At 61.2% G+C, this 15,558-nt stretch carries 17 protein-coding genes; 14 read left to right on the forward strand and 3 right to left on the reverse strand.

The window, feature by feature from the left end; translation table 11 throughout:
* The 11 genes from PMN64_RS28140 to PMN64_RS28190 all read left to right on the forward strand — a co-directional run.
* Positions 1-662, forward strand: a 662-nt coding sequence (locus tag PMN64_RS28140) for a S26 family signal peptidase (RefSeq protein WP_411783002.1), incomplete at its 5' end; no start/stop codon positions are given.
* A complete protein-coding gene (locus PMN64_RS28145; protein WP_411783003.1) occupies positions 655-1,671 on the forward strand; it encodes a LysR family transcriptional regulator in 1,017 nt (338 codons plus the stop codon). The genes PMN64_RS28140 and PMN64_RS28145, both read left to right, overlap by 8 nt.
* A gap of 346 nt (positions 1,672-2,017) precedes the next feature.
* On the forward strand, positions 2,018-2,632 hold the full coding sequence (gstA, locus tag PMN64_RS28150; protein WP_411783004.1) for a glutathione transferase GstA: 615 nt from the start codon (positions 2,018-2,020) through the stop codon (positions 2,630-2,632).
* Between the two features lie 97 nt (positions 2,633-2,729).
* Positions 2,730-3,710 carry an SMP-30/gluconolactonase/LRE family protein gene (locus PMN64_RS28155; protein WP_411783005.1) on the forward strand — a complete coding sequence of 327 codons (981 nt, stop codon included), beginning with the start codon at positions 2,730-2,732 and terminating at the stop codon, positions 3,708-3,710.
* An 88-nt stretch (positions 3,711-3,798) separates the two neighbouring features.
* Positions 3,799-5,046 (forward strand): ABC transporter substrate-binding protein, encoded by a 1,248-nt coding sequence (locus PMN64_RS28160; RefSeq protein ID WP_411783006.1) that lies wholly within the window; start codon positions 3,799-3,801, stop codon positions 5,044-5,046.
* Between the two features lie 97 nt (positions 5,047-5,143).
* Positions 5,144-6,145, forward strand: a complete 1,002-nt coding sequence (locus PMN64_RS28165; RefSeq protein ID WP_411783007.1) for a branched-chain amino acid ABC transporter permease — start codon at positions 5,144-5,146, stop codon at positions 6,143-6,145.
* A 9-nt stretch (positions 6,146-6,154) separates the two neighbouring features.
* Positions 6,155-7,039, forward strand: coding sequence for a branched-chain amino acid ABC transporter permease (locus tag PMN64_RS28170; RefSeq protein WP_411783008.1), 885 nt, complete (start codon positions 6,155-6,157; stop codon positions 7,037-7,039).
* 4 nt (positions 7,040-7,043) lie between these two features.
* Positions 7,044-7,751 (forward strand): ABC transporter ATP-binding protein, encoded by a 708-nt coding sequence (locus PMN64_RS28175; RefSeq protein WP_411783009.1) that lies wholly within the window; start codon positions 7,044-7,046, stop codon positions 7,749-7,751.
* Between the two features lie 13 nt (positions 7,752-7,764).
* Positions 7,765-8,529, forward strand: coding sequence for an ABC transporter ATP-binding protein (locus PMN64_RS28180; protein WP_411783010.1), 765 nt, complete (start codon positions 7,765-7,767; stop codon positions 8,527-8,529).
* A 239-nt stretch (positions 8,530-8,768) separates the two neighbouring features.
* Entirely contained in the window at positions 8,769-9,599 is an 831-nt protein-coding gene (locus PMN64_RS28185; RefSeq protein WP_411783030.1) for an alpha/beta fold hydrolase, read from the forward strand.
* A gap of 91 nt (positions 9,600-9,690) precedes the next feature.
* Positions 9,691-10,074: a RidA family protein gene (locus PMN64_RS28190; RefSeq protein WP_411783011.1), complete on the forward strand. Its 384-nt coding sequence runs from the start codon at positions 9,691-9,693 to the stop codon at positions 10,072-10,074.
* On the opposite strand, the gene PMN64_RS28195 is transcribed toward PMN64_RS28190, so the two are convergent.
* Complete coding sequence (locus PMN64_RS28195; protein WP_411783012.1) at positions 10,067-10,954, reverse strand: LysR family transcriptional regulator; 888 nt, start codon at positions 10,952-10,954, stop codon at positions 10,067-10,069. The genes PMN64_RS28190 and PMN64_RS28195 overlap by 8 nt on opposite strands.
* Before the next feature lie 259 nt (positions 10,955-11,213).
* Here PMN64_RS28195 and PMN64_RS28200 point away from each other — a divergent pair, with 259 nt between their 5' ends.
* A complete protein-coding gene (locus PMN64_RS28200; protein WP_411783013.1) occupies positions 11,214-11,687 on the forward strand; it encodes a cupin domain-containing protein in 474 nt (157 codons plus the stop codon).
* A 266-nt stretch (positions 11,688-11,953) separates the two neighbouring features.
* Complete coding sequence (locus PMN64_RS28205; RefSeq protein ID WP_411783014.1) at positions 11,954-12,676, forward strand: autoinducer binding domain-containing protein; 723 nt, start codon at positions 11,954-11,956, stop codon at positions 12,674-12,676.
* A 387-nt stretch (positions 12,677-13,063) separates the two neighbouring features.
* Here PMN64_RS28205 and PMN64_RS28210 read toward each other — a convergent pair whose 3' ends face one another.
* Entirely contained in the window at positions 13,064-13,936 is an 873-nt protein-coding gene (locus PMN64_RS28210; protein WP_411783015.1) for an NmrA family NAD(P)-binding protein, read from the reverse strand.
* Between the two features lie 149 nt (positions 13,937-14,085).
* On the opposite strand from PMN64_RS28210, the gene PMN64_RS28215 reads away from it, so the two are divergent.
* On the forward strand, positions 14,086-14,841 hold the full coding sequence (locus PMN64_RS28215; protein WP_411783016.1) for an enoyl-CoA hydratase/isomerase family protein: 756 nt from the start codon (positions 14,086-14,088) through the stop codon (positions 14,839-14,841).
* Between the two features lie 69 nt (positions 14,842-14,910).
* Here the strand turns inward: PMN64_RS28215 and PMN64_RS28220 are convergent, their stop codons facing one another.
* Positions 14,911-15,549 carry a TetR/AcrR family transcriptional regulator gene (locus PMN64_RS28220; RefSeq protein ID WP_411783017.1) on the reverse strand — a complete coding sequence of 213 codons (639 nt, stop codon included), beginning with the start codon at positions 15,547-15,549 and terminating at the stop codon, positions 14,911-14,913.
* Between the last annotated feature and the right edge of the window lie 9 nt (positions 15,550-15,558).

Genomic DNA, 15,558 nt, shown 5'->3' on the forward strand with positions numbered 1-15,558 from the left:
TACGCTTGAAAAAATGCGCGTGCACGGCCGAGGGCCAGCCTATCGCAAGCACGGCCGCTACGTCCGCTACCACATCGAGGACCTCGTGGAGTATTCGCAGGCGAGCAAGCGGAGGTCGACCTCCGATGCGGATTGATCGCAACTTGCTGCGAACGTGCGCCATCCTGTCAGCGCTATGCGGCGGGATCGTTGCGGTACTGGTGTCGTTTGCGGGGGGCACGCCCTTTGTCATCTACAACGCTTCCGGCAGCGCGCCGCTCGGCCTCTACTACCTCGATCAGCGATTGCCGGAGAAGGGTGAGCTCGCGGTTGTGAAACCGGCACCTGCGATCGAGCTGCTGCTGATCGCTCACGAAATCCTGCCCGGTCCGCTGCCGCTTTTGAAGCAGGTTGCGGCAGCAGCGAGCGACGAAGTCTGCCGCTCGAGGCAGCCCTCCGATACGATTTCGATCAACGGCAAGGTGCTCGCCGAGGTGCAGATGAACGATCAGGCCGGCCGTCCGCTGCCGGTTTGGGAGGGCTGCATGCGCCTCGTGGACGGTGAGTATTTCTTGCTACAGCCGCATCCATTTTCGTTCGATTCTCGCTACTTCGGCCCGGTTTTGCGCTGCGACATCCTCGGCGTCGCGCGCCCGATCTGGACCTGGAATCCCGATGGATGAGCGTGATGGCAACGCAGTTGGACCGGGGATGCATCCAGGCGCGAGCCTCGCCACCCCGTTTGGTAACAGGGTCTTGCGTTGCTTCGATGCATTTGCAAAACTGATGGCAGTCTATCCGGTCATAAGGGTTTCTGCTGCCATGATGAACCTGATGCATTGGAGAACGGTCGTTGCCGTCGCCGACCATGGCAACATCACCCGCGCCGCCGAACGCGTCGGCCTGACCCAGTCCGGCGCGAGCCAGGCCATCGCCCTGCTCGAGGAACTGCTTGGCGTCCAGCTCTTTACCCGCGACCGAAGGCAGACCGTTCCGACCGCGGTCGGGTTTCAGATCATCGAGCAGGCGCGGGTGATGCTCTCGGCGCTCGAGACCATCCGCACCGTGGTGGATGAATCGCAGGGGCTCGAGCGCGGCACCATCAGGATGGCGTGCTTTCCGGTCGTGCTCGCGACGATCCTGCCGCCGATCCTGCGGCGGTTCAAGCAATCGCATCCCGGGATCGATGTGATTACCTTGGAGGCGAGCGATGAGGAGATCGATGCGCTGATCGCCGCAAAGCAAGTTGATGTCGGCATGGTGGTCAACCCGTCCCCCTCGCGCAATTCCATCCTGCTCGGCAAGGACCCATGGGTCGCCGTGGTCCCAAGTGGCCATCGGTTCGCCCGGCCCGGCAAGCGGGGTATCGTTGACTTGAGCGAAGTCGTCGCCGAGCCGTTCATTCTGGCGACCGGAGGATGCCGTGCTACCGCCGAAAAACTCATTACCGAGAAGCGCCTGAAGATCGCCGATCTCCGTGTCTCGGTGCGTGACCGGAGCAGTGCCTTTGCACTCGTGCGCGAAGGCGTTGGCGTGACGCTGGTCCCGGAGCTGACGCTGCCGGAGAACAGACAGGGCTTGCGCGTTCTTGAGCTCGCCGACCCTGTCCACCGGCGCTTTGGCCTTGTCAGCCACAGCAAGGCCAACACCAAAGCCGTGCGCGCGTTTTTCGAGATGCTGCAGCCGGCCTGACCGCGGCATCAATTGCTCAATACAACGGAGCCGTTTCTGCCCGGGCACGGCCTCGACGCAGGCGGCTGCCGCGTCCGCGCAATTCTCGAGCATATGGACCGCACCCATACGGTCCGCGCCGATTTCCTCGTGAGCCACGACGCGGTCGTGGGCGTCGGCGAGATCAAGCCTGAGCTCACACCGTCCAGAGTTATCAGTAGCAGCGCTAATGCCAGGATTCTGGACAATTAATTTTACGTGATTTCTGTCGAGCCCTATCTCTTGCCGCCATCAAGCGGGCCGCATCGACACCTTTCGAAACCCTCGTCGAAGGGCGAACGATCCGATGCACAACAGAGACGAAACGATGAAGCTATTTTCGGCGCCGAATTCCTGCTCCCTGTCGCCTCATATCGTGCTGCGCGAGCTCGATTTACCCTTCAAGCTCGTGATGGTGAACAACAAGACCAAACGGACATCCGAGGGCGGAAACTTCCTCGACATCAACCCGAAAGGATACGTGGCGGCGCTGCAGCTCGAGAATGGGGAAGTTCTCACCGAAGGTCCTGCGATCGTGCAGTATCTCGCCGACCTCAGGCCAGCGGCCGGTCTCGCGCCTCCCGCCGGAAGCCTGCAACGCGTGCGGCTGCAGGAATGGCTCAACTTCATCACAAGCGAGATTCATGCAACCTCGCACCCGCTGTTCAATGCATCGATACCTGAAGAGATTAAGCAGATCTTCAAGGACCGTCTGTTCCGCCGCTTTGCCGAGATCACGGCAACGCTCGAGAAGCAGGAACACCTGCTCGGCGACAAGTTCGGCGTGGCCGATGCCTATCTCTACACGGTGCTGCTCTGGATGAAGGGCTTCTCGATCGATCTTGCCTGCTGGCCGGTGATCAAGAGCTACATGGATCGCATTGCAGGGCGCCCGCATGTGCAGGCTGCGCTCGAAGCCGAAGCCGGAACTGCGCTTCCCTGACCCTGCCGCCCTCTGGGCGGCCGACATGGACCCGTTTTGTGTAACCGCCGCGCACGGCCGCGGCTGACGACCAACAAAAATCCCGGGAGGATTATTGATGTCTTACGCACCGATCGTAAGGATGGATAAGCGCGTCGATGGGCTGCTTTCTCCCGACGCAAAGCTCGAGGCCGTTGTCACCGGCTTCGGCTTCACCGAGGGCGTGACCTGGATCAACGCCGGTGCCGACAGCCATCTGTTGTTCAGCGACATTCCGGCCAACGTCATCTACCGCTGGTACCCGGGCGGGGAGGCCGAGATTTACCTCGAAAAAACCGGGTATCAAGGTGTCGACGTGTGGCGCGTCGGCATGCCCTTCACGAACGGCAAGCCGGAGGACGATCCGCAGTTCGAGCAGTTCAACATGTTCGGCTCGAACGGTCTCACCCTCGACCAGGAAGCGCGGCTGATCATTGCCACCTGGGGCGGCCGCTCCATCGTCCGGGTCGAGAAGGACGGTCAGCGCTCGGTCCTGGCCGAGACGTATCAAGGCAAGCGGTTTGGCGGACCGAACGATGTCGTGGTCCGCAAGGACGGCTCGATCTATTTCACCGACACGTTCGGCGGCATGGCGAAGCTTGGCGCGGATCCGCGCTGCGAGATCGATATCAATGCGATCTACATGATCCAGAACGGCAATGTCGTGCGGGTCGTCGACGACATCCCGAACACCAATGGGCTCGCATTCTCGCCGGACGAGAAGGTGCTCTACGCCAACGGCTCGATCGACAACTACATTCGCCGCTACGACGTGCTGGCTGACGGAACGATGACAAATGGCCGCATGTTTGCGGACCTGCGCGATGAAAGCGGCATCGGCATCACCGACGGCATGCGGGTCGACGAACGCGGAAACCTGTGGTCGACCGGACCGGGCGGCGTATGGATCATCAGCGCCGAGGGGACGCGCCTTGGCCGCATCCCGCTTCCCGAGGGCGGCACCAACCTCGTGTTCGGCGGCGCTGACCGCAGGACGGTATTTGTTTCGTGTCCGACTACGATCTACCGGATCGAGACGCTCGTGGCCGGCGCGCGCTGACGATCGTATCGCTGCGCCCTCGTGCGCAGCCCGCACCGCAAATCGCCGGCATTCAGTTCGCTGACGTTCAGTCCTTCGGGAGACGCTCATGAAGAGAAGGCAGTTCCTGACGCTGTCAGGTCGCGCCGGTTTGCTCGCGGCTACTGCGAGTGCCGCACCGGCTTTGTTAACGAGAAGAGCCGCCGCACAAGCGCGCTCCTCGATCCGGATCGGTATGTCGATCTCCTCGACCGGCCCCTTCGCGCACGATGCCCAATCCGGCAGCCGCGCCATCAAGATGTGGCTCGACGAGACAAACCGGCAGGGCGGTCTCCTGCAAAGAGGCAGCCGCCTGCCGATCGAGCTGCTGGTCCGCGATGACCGCAGCGACAAACAGCTGGTGCCGCGGGTCTACGAAAGCCTGATCAATGACGACAAGGTCGACCTGGTGCTCGGACCCTACGGATCGACCCTGACGGCCGCGGCGGCGGCCGTCACCGAGCGGTATGGCATCTTCATGATGGGATGGGCGGTGGCAGCCGACACCGTGTTCCAGCAGGGCTATCGCTTCATCGTGAACGGTGGCACGACGCCGATCTCGCGGGTGCCTGACGTCCCCGTGCAGGCGCTCAAGGACACCGGAGGACAGGTGGTCTCGACCATTGCGGTCGATGAGCCATATTCGGAAGCCCTGGCCGGCCTGTTCAAGGTCGCGGCCGAAAAGCGCGGCCTGCGGATCGGAACCATGGAGAAATACCAGCGCGGCGCGCGGGACTTCACCATCTCGCTGCAGAAGGCGGCCGCTGCCGGCACGGACCTGCTCTGCATCACGTCCTACGATTCCGACATGATCGCGATGCTCCGGCAAATGAAGGAAAACGACATCAATTTTCCGGCGATCTTCTCGGGCTTCTCGCAGAATTCCTCAATCCTTGCGCTCGGGGCCGATGCCACCGGACTCTGGGGCCAGTTCAACATCGATCCTCGGGTGCATTATCCGGTCACGCGCGGCGCCGATGCCGAAGGCTTCCTGAAAGCCTACCGGACGGCCTATCCAAACGGCCCCGAGCCCGACATCAACACCGCGGTTGCCGCTGCCGGTACCACGGTTCTGGGCGCCGTGATCGAGCGGGCGCCGGATCTTTCGGCGGCAGCATTGAAGCGGACCGCGCTCGATCTGAGTGGCAAGCTGACGGTGCTGAGCGGCACCTACGCCATCGACGAGACCGGCCAGCAAACCGGGTTCAACATCCTGGTGCTGCAGAACACAGCGGATGGCCGCGAGGTCATCGCGCCGGCATCGTTCGCGACGGCCAAGCCGCGCTATCCGATGCCGACCTGGGCGGAGCGGGGCTGATGTTCACTCGATGTTGGACTTTCGCCCGGAGAAGACTGCTTGCGGTCGCGCGCGGCTCACGCCTTGCCGGGGCAAATCAGCAAAACGGGAGGGGCCGGTGACGGACGTGAGCGAGGCTGCGGTGCAGGACACCCGCAAAGGGATCTATCGCACCGCACCGTCGCGCCTGACGCGCTCCTCCCTTCTGATCTGGATCGCTACGCTTGGGGCCGGGTTCGTTCTCGCGGCAACGATGCCTATGGCAAGCAGCGGTCTGTCGTTCTGGTTCTATCTCCTGCAATGGATCACGCTGGCAACGGCGGTCAATCTCGTTGCAGGCCTCGTCGGCTATCTGCCGTTCGGCTTTGTCGCGTTCTTTGGAGTAGGCTCCTATGCCACAGCGGTGCTGGCCCAGTTTCATGGCGTTTCGGCCGGATGGAGCATCGGTGGAGCGGCTGCGGCCGGCGCGCTGCTCGCGTTGCTGTTTGCACCGACGATGAGACTGAGCGGCGTGTTCTTCTCGATTGTCAGTCTGTCGCTGTCGATCGTCCTGAAAAGCCTGGTCTCGATCCTTCCCGAACAAATCGCCGGCGGAAGCTCGGGCGTCACCATCACCGCAATCAAGGACCCGATCTTCTCCTATTACCTGATGGTCGCGCTCTGCCTGGCATCGCTTGCGATCGCAACGCTGATTGCAGTCACGCCCTACGGATTGCGCCTGAAGGCGATCCGGGACGATGCCGGCGCGGCGGCGATGATCGGGATCGACGTCGCGCGGCTGCGGCTGTCGGTGTGGATTCTCTCCGCCATGATTGCTGCAACCTGCGGCGGGATCGAGGCGCTCTATTCGTCGGTGATCGATCCGTCGGCGTCCTTCAACATGCTGATCTCGGCGAAGGCCATCATCTATGCCGCGCTCGGCGGGCTCGGCACCGTCATGGGGCCGCTTCTGGGCGCGCTCCTCATGAGCGTGGTCGATGAGTTGATCTGGGCGAGATTTCCGATTGCCAACCTGTTCATCCTCGGCGCGCTGATCTCGCTGACGGTCCTGTCCATGCCAAAGGGCATGGTCGGCTCGCTGCTCGACCGCCATCCGCGCTTCCGGCGCTGGTTCTTCTAAAGGAAAGCCATGGCGACACTTGTCCCGAACATCATTCTGAACGCCGCGATCCTCGGCATCATCTATGGCTTCCTCGGCTTGAGCCTGACGATCGTCTATGGCGGCATGCGCATTGCAAATCTTGCGCATGGCGACATCGTGGTTGCCGGGAGCTTCGTCACGTATTCCTTGACTGCGAAGTTCGGCTATTCTCCGATCGCGGCGCTGCCGGTCGCTTTCATATATCTTTCGTTGCTTGGCTATTGCCTTTATCGGATCGCCGGCAAACGGTTGCAGAATTCCCAGGATCCCGAACTCGCCTCCTTTCTGTTCTTCTACGGCGTCTCGCTGATGACCAGCGCAGCGCTGCTTTTCATCTTCGACGCCGACGCCCGCGCCATCTCGTTCCAGTTCAAGCCGCTTTCGTTTCAGTTCCTGGGCCTGCGGGTGCCTCATGCCCGCCTTGTCGCGGCCGGCGTCGCGCTTGCCCTGGTGCCGGCGATCTTCTGGGCGCTGTACCGGACAATCTATGGCAAGGCGCTACGCGGTGCGATCATGAACCGGGATGCACTCCGGATCGTCGGCATCGACATCGACAGGCTGTCGATGTTTGCTTTCTCGATCAGCTTCGGTCTTGCCGGAATGACCGGCGTTCTGATCGCGCTGGTGTTCCCCGCCTTCAGCCCGTTTTCCGGAATGGACTATACCATCCTTGGCTTTGTCGTGATCGTGCTGGGTGGCCTCGGCAGCCCGCTCGGAGCGCTGGCCGGCGGACTGCTGTTCGCGCTGACCGAGCAGCTCACGACGCTCTACCTCGGCCAGAGCACTGGCCTGATCGCAGGATTTCTTGTGCTTGTCGCTGTCATCGTGGTCCGGCCGGCCGGTCTGATGGGGCAGGTGGAATGGAGGGCCTAGGGCGATGCTGAAGATATCCGGGGTCTCAAAGAGCTTCGGCGCGATCACGGCGCTGCGCGACGTATCGCTCAATATCACGCCTGGCGAAGCCGTCGGCCTGATGGGCGTCAACGGCGCCGGCAAATCGACCCTCCTGAACTGTATTTGCGGGCTCATGAAGCCGGACAGGGGCGCAATCGAGCTCGATGACAGAAGCATCGTCGGCATGCCGCCCAATCGGATCAGCATGATCGGTGTGGGGCGGACGTTTCAGGTGCCAAGGTCGTTTCGCGGCTTGACCGTGCTCGAAAATCTGCTCGTCGCCCCTTCCCGCGAAGCGGATCGGGAGGCGAGGGCGGAGCGTGCCTATGAAGCGCTCAAGCGCGTCAAGCTCGACAGGCTGGCAAGCAATTACGCCTGGGAGCTCTCCGGCGGCCAACAAAAGCTGCTCGAGCTTGCCCGGCTGATCATGATCTGGCCGAGCGTTGTGCTGTTCGACGAGCCCTTCGCCGGGATGCACTCCGATCTCTGCCGGATGTTCATCGACGAATTGAAGGAGATGCTGCAGCAGCGGGTCGCCATCCTGTTGGTCTGCCACGATCCCGGAACGCTCTATCGGCTTTCCAGACGGATTGTCGTCATGCACGAGGGGGGAATTCTAGCCGAGGGATCGCCGGAACAGATCAAGGCCGATCCCAAGGTCATCGATGCCTATCTCGGTACCGCGCATTGAAGGAGTGAAGGCCGTGAGCGAACCGTCTTTTGGCAACGGACCTGCGATCGTCGCTGAATTCTGCGACGTCTCCGCGGCATATTTCGGTGACATCCACGTGCTGCGGAATCTGTCGCTGGTCTTCCGGTCAGGTACCGTTACCGGCATCATCGGGCCCAATGGGGCCGGCAAGTCGACGGTGCTCAAGACCTTCATGGGGGCCCTCAAGCCGAGATCCGGCGATATCCGCCTCTACGGCAAGTCGCTTGCAGGCGTTCCCAATCATGTGCTGGCATTGATGGGCGTCGGCTATGTGCCACAGAACCGCAGCCTCTTTCTCGGCCTCTCGGTGGAGGACAACCTTCTGCTCGGTTGCTGGCCGATCCGCCACGACCGGGTCAGAACCCGCAGGATACTGGATCGCGCGCTGAGCGAGTTTCCGATGCTCGGCGCCGCGCGCCGCAGCCCGGCGGGCTCGCTGAGCGGCGGGCAACGCCGTTTTCTGGAGATCGCGCGGGCGCTCTTGCTGGATCCCAAGATCATCCTGCTCGATGAGCCGACGGCCATGATCGCCCCGAAGTTCGCCGCCGACGTCTACGAGAAGATCGGGACGCTCGCGGCCGAGGGCCTCGCCGTGGTTCTGGTCGACCAGAACATCAAGCCGTGCATCGAGGTCTCGAATTACATCTATGTGCTCGAACTCGGGCAGAAGAGGACTGAGGGCACCGCAGACTTCCTGCAATCCGACGACAAGATGCGTGAAGAGATCGGCCGGTGGCTTGAAGTGTCCGGTGGTTAGGACTGCGTCGTGCGGGGACGGCTGGGTTATGGCCCGAGTTGAGGTGGCGAGCGGTACCGATCATGAAGCGTGCGAGAGTTCATCTGTTAATTGCCGCGCCGCGGCGCTGACGGGGACGACGAGAGCGCATCCTCGCAGCGTTGCGCGGCCGGCAACACGGCGTGAGAGCGATAGTGTTACCTGAGCACCCATCCATTCGACTATATCCGGCTCCAATTCGAGGAAACCGGAGTATCGATATGCCGTTTGTCTCAGTTGCGGATGCAGAGATTCACTTTGAGGCGACTGGCCAGGGTCCGCCGCTGATCCTGATTTCCGGTATGGGCGGGCTCGGCTCCTACTGGACTCCGCAGATCGAACAGCTCTCGAAAGTGTTTCGGGTGTTGACGTTCGATCATCGCGGAACCGGGCGCTCGACCCACAGCCAGGTCGAATATTCCGTGGAGTTGCTCGCTTCCGATACGATCGGGTTGATGGATGCGCTCCACATCGAGGCTGCGCACTTCCTCGGCCATTCGACCGGCGGCATGATGCTTCAGGTGATCTCCTCGACGCATCCGGCGCGGGTGCTGAGCCAGGTGCTTTATGGGACCCGCGGGCGTACCGACGAATTCACCCGCTGTGCGATGGGGATGCGCAAGGAGATCGTGCTCGGCGTTGGTGTCGAGGCCTACGTCAAGTCGACGCCCGTGTTTCTTTACCCAAGCGCATGGATCGCCGAAAATGCCGCCGAACTCGCAAAGCGCGAGGAGCTGGCGGTCAGGAGCTCTGCGCCTCCAGCCATACTTGCAAGCAGGCTCGACGCGGTCTTGCGCCACGACCAGATCAGTTCACTGTCCCGCATTCAGGCGCCGACGCTTGTGACCTGCGCCCGCGACGATTTCCTGACGCCAATCTACTACTCCGAGGAATTGGCCGAACGGATTCCGCGCGCAAAGCTCTCGTTCATCTCCAGCGGAGGGCATGCCTGCTCTGTGACCAATCCAGCCGAGTTCAACAGCCTGGTCCTCCAATTCCTCCAGAGCGTCACCGCAGGAGGTCCAGGTCGTCGCCTGCGACCAGATTCATGACTCGAGCGTCGGCCCACTCAATCAAGGTCTAGGAATAGTGATTGCCGCGGCGGCTTGCCGAGCACTTTAGCAAGGGAAAGGACCCGAACAGATGCCTGGAATTCCGATCAACCCCGCAGGCTCCGCACCCCCTCTGGCGCCATACTCGGCCGGCGTTCGGACCGGAAACACCGTCTATGTTTCGGGGGTGTTGCCGATCGCCGCGGACGGTGAGACCGTCGGGATTGGCGATGTCAGGACGCAGACCCGGCACGTCCTGCAGAGGATAGAGGCGGTTGTAAAAGCCGCCGGCGGGACCATGGCCGACGTCGCGATGAACAGCATATTCCTGAAAGACCTGAACGACTATCAGGCGATGAACGAGGTCTATGCGGAGTTCTTTCCAAACGAGCCGCCGGCCCGTTTCTGCATCAGGGCCGATCTCGTGAAGTCCGAGTTCCTGGTCGAGATTGCGTCCGTCGCGCACCTTAGCTGAACTGTTCGGCCAGGAGGTCGAGCATCGCGCGGGCTGCGAACGACAGATGCCGCTTGTTGTGAACGCATAGTTCGAGGCGGTAGGCGGTCCGTGGCATCGAGACGATCGGTTTCGCCAGCAGACTGCCGTCCTCGAGCTCGCGGCGGATCAGCGATGGCGACATCAAGGCGAGCGCTGCTCCCTCGAGCACCAGGCCCTTGATGGCCGCAACCGAATTGGATGACATCAACTGCCGCGGCGTGACTCCGCACCGCGCGAAGGCCTGGTCGAGGAGTTGCCTGACGCCGAATGAAGCCATCAGCAGGGCGGCTGGATGCTGGCTCGCCTCTTCAAGCGTGATGCTGCCCTGCGGTGCAAGCGGGTGGGACGGCGAAACGATGGCATGCAAATCTTCGGTACGGGATGCGACCACCTTGATCTCTGGCCGCGCCGCCAGATTGATCGTGATCCCGAAGTCGCATTCGTCTTGCAGGAGCGCCTCCGCGATCCGGTCGGTGGGGGCGGTGATGACCTGATAGCTGATGTCGGGATACTTCGCATGAAACGCTGCGATTGCACTCGGCAGGAACGCCGTGGCAAGTCCTTCGACGCAATAGATGTCAAGCCAGCCCCGTCGGAGCTGCTTGAGGTCGTCGACCAGCGAGCGGATCCGGTCGAACCCCCGGAACATCGACCTGCCTTGCTCGGCGACCAGTGCACCGGCGGCGGTCAACGTCACGCCGCCTGGGCTGCGTTCGATCAATTCGGCCTGGAGGTCATGCTCGAGATTGGCGATCTGCCGGCTGACGGCTGAGGCCGCAACATGAAGGCGCTGAGCAGCCTGGCGGATCGAACCGCAATCGGCAACTTCAACAAAATATCGCAGCGAAACATGGTTCATTTTGGTGGCCAAAAACGGGAAAGCAAAGGTTCCGAAGGACGATATCTTGTTCGCGAGCAGGCTTCCAGATGCGCTCGCGACGGGCGCGGCCGCCGGTATGCCGCGCATCGCCTTTACGCGGGAATGCGATGTGGACGCGACGGCCGGGAGCTCCTTGGTGTTGCAGAAACGGCAACGCGCTGTTCGGCACTCGATGCTACCGACGTGCATTGGAGTTGTTGCACGGTACTGCTCGAAGCATGGGGTTCAGGAGGTTAAGATGACCGCACGCCCGCCGGAGAATGGCATAACCAAGAGCATTCCGCAGCCCATCGTGGAGATCAGGCTGGCATCGCTTGATGCGAGCGAGAAAGTGGTATTCGGCCCGCTTTCCTTCTATCAACCGCTGATCAATCGCGGCGAAACACCGGTGTTCATGGGAATACAAACCTGCGAGCCGGGATACTTTCAACCAATGCACTGGCACCCGTATGTCGAGTGCCTGGTGGTGCTCGAAGGCGAGGCGAACGCATGGCTCATTGGCAAGGAGTCCGAGAAGAAGCGGGGCAAAGCGGGAGACGTATTCGAGTTTCCACCCAACGTGCCGCACGCGTTCGAAGTTGCCGGACAAGCCACCGTTCGGGTTCTGGGAGTTCACTGTTCGCCGGTTCGGATCGTCCACTTCGTCGATTCGAGTCTCGTCATGACGAATGGCTACCAGGTGCTCGACGAGCAACTCGCACCGACCTATTGAGGTCGGCCTGTAATGCTGGACTGGCCGCGAGCGGGCTGGCGGCGATCGTAACCTGCACTGGCTGCGGTCGCCGCCAACTTTGCCAAGCAGACATCTTTGCGGCGTTGCAATCAGGCCATCAAGCAATTGAACGCTGCGCGCGTTGGCGCATGTCTGGCGACGCGAACGGTGTTCTCGATAGCTCTCCCAAACTGAGCCCCCGGCCGCGAGGCGGGGGTTGCTTTTTTTGTGAGCTCCGGTCCCGGAGCAGCAATTGAAGGCACGTCATGAAGCCGATCGAATATTCGTTTCAGGGGTTTGTTGACGAGCTCGAGACGGCCGTGGACCAAGCGTCCTTCGAGCGCGTCGCGGCTCGCATGACGCGCAGGCTCGGATTTGAGAGCTTTGCGTATCTCCGCCTGACCGCCGAGGATCCGACCCTGATATCCTCGTACCCCAAATCCTGGACCGAGAGATATTTTGGGCTGAAGTACCAAAAACTCGATCCAGTGGTCCGGCGCGCCACTGCAGAGCAAGATGTGTTTGTGTGGAACGGTAGTACGATCCAGACCGAAGACCGGAAGCTGAAGCGATTCTTCGAGGAGGCGACCGCGTTCGGGATCAGATCAGGCGTCACGGTGCCGATCAGGTCGGGCTTCGGGCGAATGGCAGCTTTCACCGTAGCGACAACTGAGACAATAGACGACACCGAACGGCTGGTTTCAGAGTGTGTCGAGATCCTGCGGCTCGCGGGCTTGTACTTCCACGCCCACGTCACGGCGAGGCTGGAGCCGCACGAGAACGCCGCCGAAGGCGCGACTCTGACGCAACGGGAGCGGCAATGCCTGTCCTGGATCGCGCGCGGCAAGACGGTTGCAGATGTTGCGGTGCTCGTTCAGATCTCGCCTCGGACAGTCGCGTTTCACCTTGAGAATGCCCGGCGCAAGCTCAACGCCGGCTCGATGGCGCAGTGTGTCCTCGAGGCATTTCGCCTGGGGGAATTGAGGTGACGGCATGTGGTTTGCTCGATGCCAAGCTATTTGTCGCAGCGTTTCATGCGGCATTCCGGCCTGCCGCCATCGCGGCCGGATTGGCTGCTTTCAGCGGGCCAGTTTGTGTTTTTTGGTGCGATCCTCATCTGGCTGCGGAAGTCTTCAGCGTTCCCACGGTGCCTCCGTTGAGAGCTTAATCGGAACCGAAAGCAGAAATTCGGACAGCTAGGATTTAGAGGGCCACGAAGTGTGCGCTTCCCGGGAAACGCGAGGAGGGTCTGAAGCTCGACGAGGCCTGCGCCTGGACGCCGATGGGGACGCATATGTTAGTCGCACGAAATGTCGCCCAGAGAGACGTGCAACGGAGTGTGGCCGGTCGACGTAAGGAACGTTGCTAGGTCTTCCCTAGACAGGCGCAAAAGCCGACTTGTTCTCTGCGAGAAACGCTTGAAGAGTGCGCGGCGGCTTTCCGGTTAATGTGCGGACCGTCTGTGTCACCTTCGCATGATCGCCAGCTTGCATTCCCCGATCTATCCCGAGAGCGTAGTCGGCCAACCAGGCTGGTACGCCCCGGGCGGCGTACCCCTTGCGCAAGGCGTCTTCGTCCGTTGAGACATATTGGACGGATCGCCCGACGGTGGCGCTGATGAATTCGGCTGCCTCCGGCAGGCTGACGGCCTGCGGTCCAGTCAGATCGTATGATGACCCGCGTAGCGATGGATCGCGTATCACCGCCGCGGCGGCGTCGCCCACGTCACGTGTGTCGATCATCGCAACCAGCCCAGTCGGGATTGCGCCATACCATCGACTGCTGGACGAAATGGAGGCAGCTGCCAGAAGTAGATTGCTCATGAAGTAGCTTGGCTTCAAAAGCGTGTGCGACAAGCCTGATTTTTCTAGATGAGCGTCCAGCGCGCCGTGGCGCCGCGCCACCTCGTAGGTCGCTTCGGCATTGGATGCGAGGACCGAAAGCCGTACGACATGCGCTGTCGCATGACGACCCACGGCGTCAATCAGACCTCGTTCCAGCGCTTCTTGTTCCTGGCTGGTCCCCAAGCCCAAAAAGGCGACGTCAACGCCGCTGAACGCAACTTCCAGTACTTTCTCGTCGGCGAGCTGACCGATCACATACCGGAGCTTCGACGTTTCCTCCCCAAATGCCTTCTTTGCCTTTTCACCGTTGCGGACCAGTAGCCGCAAGGGGATGTCTTCGTTTTGCAGATTTGAAACAAGTTGCCCGGCGACTTTTCCGGTTGCTCCGACAACGAGAACTGTCATTCACATACCCTTTCTGCAAACGCAATTATCTAAAATATGTACAGATCGGTTCCTTTGTCAAAGGATCTTTATTGAATGGATGTTGTCATTATTCCTCATTGAGGGTACAGATCGGCAACATTCATCAGTTTCTTGGCATGGAGGCGCGCTTGTCGAACTGGGTGCTCGAACGTCGCGGCTCGTTAGCTATCCTCACGTTCGCGAGGCTGCCGCGGAATATCATGGATCTAGCCTCGGCATCCGAGTTGGCTCGCCTCCTACGCCAAATCGAGCATCAGGCGGATGAAATCAAGGTCGTGTTGTTATTGGGCGGCGTCGACGGTTTTTTCATCGCTCACGCCGACATTCACGACCTTGCTAGAGTTGGCAGAGGCGAACTGCAGGCTGACGCGCTGAATGGATTTTACGACGTGATCGATCTGTTGGAAGAGATCCCACAGCCAGTGATCGCTGCCATCGACGGTCAAGCCTGGGGCGGGGGCAGCGAGATCGCGCTTGCTTGCTCGCTGCGGATCGCATCTCAGCGGGCGAATATCGGCCAGCCCGAGGTTCGGATTGGATTGATTCCCGGAGCGCGCGCGACCCGTCGGCTTCAGGAGGTGATTGGACCTGCTGCCGCTCAAGACGCGATCTTACGTGCGCGCACTTTTGTCGCGGACGATGCCTTGCGGCTCGGCTGGGTAAGTGAAGTACTGCCGGTGCAGGGCTTTCGAGCGGCCGCAATCGCTTGGGCCGAGACCGTCGCCAAACTTCCTTCGGAGGGACTGTTCGCAGCCAAGACAACACTCAGGGCCGGCCTTCTGCTCGATCATAACGGGCATGCGCGCCTTGAAAGGAAGCTATTTTTGGAGCTCTTGACGAAGAGCGACGTGTTCAAGAAAAGGGCCGCGCAAGAGCCAATCTAAGTGACCTTGCGCACGGCTTGAGGGACGCCGGTCGGTGACTTGTCTGCCGGTATGTCTCGTGAACGGAAACTAGCCGGATGCGGCGCCGTCATCGTGCAACGCGTTCTCGATAATGGAAAATGCCGCCGCTACGAGGTCGGATTCGATGTGCGACGTTCCCGTAATGGGGCCGGTGGCGTACGCGCCGTTGACCAGCATGGCCAGTCGACTACCCAGCCGGGCGGAATTGCGTGCGCCGAGCTGTCGACAAAAATCTGTCAAACGCCTCTTCAGCTCAAGTTTGTTGGCCACCACGCGGGCGTGCCCGGGATGATTGGTGTCGGCGAGTTCGACGGCTGCGTTAATGAAGGGGCACCCCCGATAGGCAGACGTCCCAGTATGGCGACCGATGGCGGTAAGGATCGCCTTAAGCTGTGCGCGTGGATTGGCGGCTGCGCTGGCGATGATTCGGTCCCACCAGGCCCAATATTCCCTGTCCTGGCCGCTCAGCACCGCCGCGATCAGCGCGTCCTTGGATTCGAAAGTGCGATAGAGGCTGGTCTTTGAAACGCCCGTGCGAGCGGCGAGCGTGTCAACGCCGGTTACTTGGATCCCGTCCCGATAGAACAGTTCAGTTGCGGTCTTCAGGATGCGTACGCGTGCATTGGGCTCGCTCTTACGAGGAGCGCCACGCCGGGGCTTTTGCTTCGCTTTCTTTAAGTCTGACACGGCATTGAC

Origin of the sequence: Bradyrhizobium sp. UFLA01-814, from assembly GCF_046718885.1 — a bacterium.
Lineage (GTDB): Bacteria > Pseudomonadota > Alphaproteobacteria > Rhizobiales > Xanthobacteraceae > Bradyrhizobium > Bradyrhizobium elkanii.

Excerpts from the sequence above, each read along its gene's own strand:
- PMN64_RS28145 (WP_411783003.1), top strand. The coding sequence starts at position 655 with ATGGATGAGCGTGATGGCAACGCAGTTGGACCGGGGATGCATCCAGGC.
- gstA (WP_411783004.1), top strand. The coding sequence starts at position 2,018 with ATGAAGCTATTTTCGGCGCCGAATTCCTGCTCCCTGTCGCCTCATATC.
- PMN64_RS28155 (WP_411783005.1), top strand. The coding sequence starts at position 2,730 with ATGTCTTACGCACCGATCGTAAGGATGGATAAGCGCGTCGATGGGCTG.
- PMN64_RS28160 (WP_411783006.1), top strand. The coding sequence starts at position 3,799 with ATGAAGAGAAGGCAGTTCCTGACGCTGTCAGGTCGCGCCGGTTTGCTC.
- PMN64_RS28170 (WP_411783008.1), top strand. The coding sequence starts at position 6,155 with ATGGCGACACTTGTCCCGAACATCATTCTGAACGCCGCGATCCTCGGC.
- PMN64_RS28175 (WP_411783009.1), top strand. The coding sequence starts at position 7,044 with ATGCTGAAGATATCCGGGGTCTCAAAGAGCTTCGGCGCGATCACGGCG.
- PMN64_RS28185 (WP_411783030.1), top strand. The coding sequence starts at position 8,769 with ATGCCGTTTGTCTCAGTTGCGGATGCAGAGATTCACTTTGAGGCGACT.
- PMN64_RS28190 (WP_411783011.1), top strand. The coding sequence starts at position 9,691 with ATGCCTGGAATTCCGATCAACCCCGCAGGCTCCGCACCCCCTCTGGCG.
- PMN64_RS28195 (WP_411783012.1), bottom strand. The coding sequence starts at position 10,954 with ATGAACCATGTTTCGCTGCGATATTTTGTTGAAGTTGCCGATTGCGGT.
- PMN64_RS28200 (WP_411783013.1), top strand. The coding sequence starts at position 11,214 with ATGACCGCACGCCCGCCGGAGAATGGCATAACCAAGAGCATTCCGCAG.
- PMN64_RS28205 (WP_411783014.1), top strand. The coding sequence starts at position 11,954 with ATGAAGCCGATCGAATATTCGTTTCAGGGGTTTGTTGACGAGCTCGAG.
- PMN64_RS28210 (WP_411783015.1), bottom strand. The coding sequence starts at position 13,936 with ATGACAGTTCTCGTTGTCGGAGCAACCGGAAAAGTCGCCGGGCAACTT.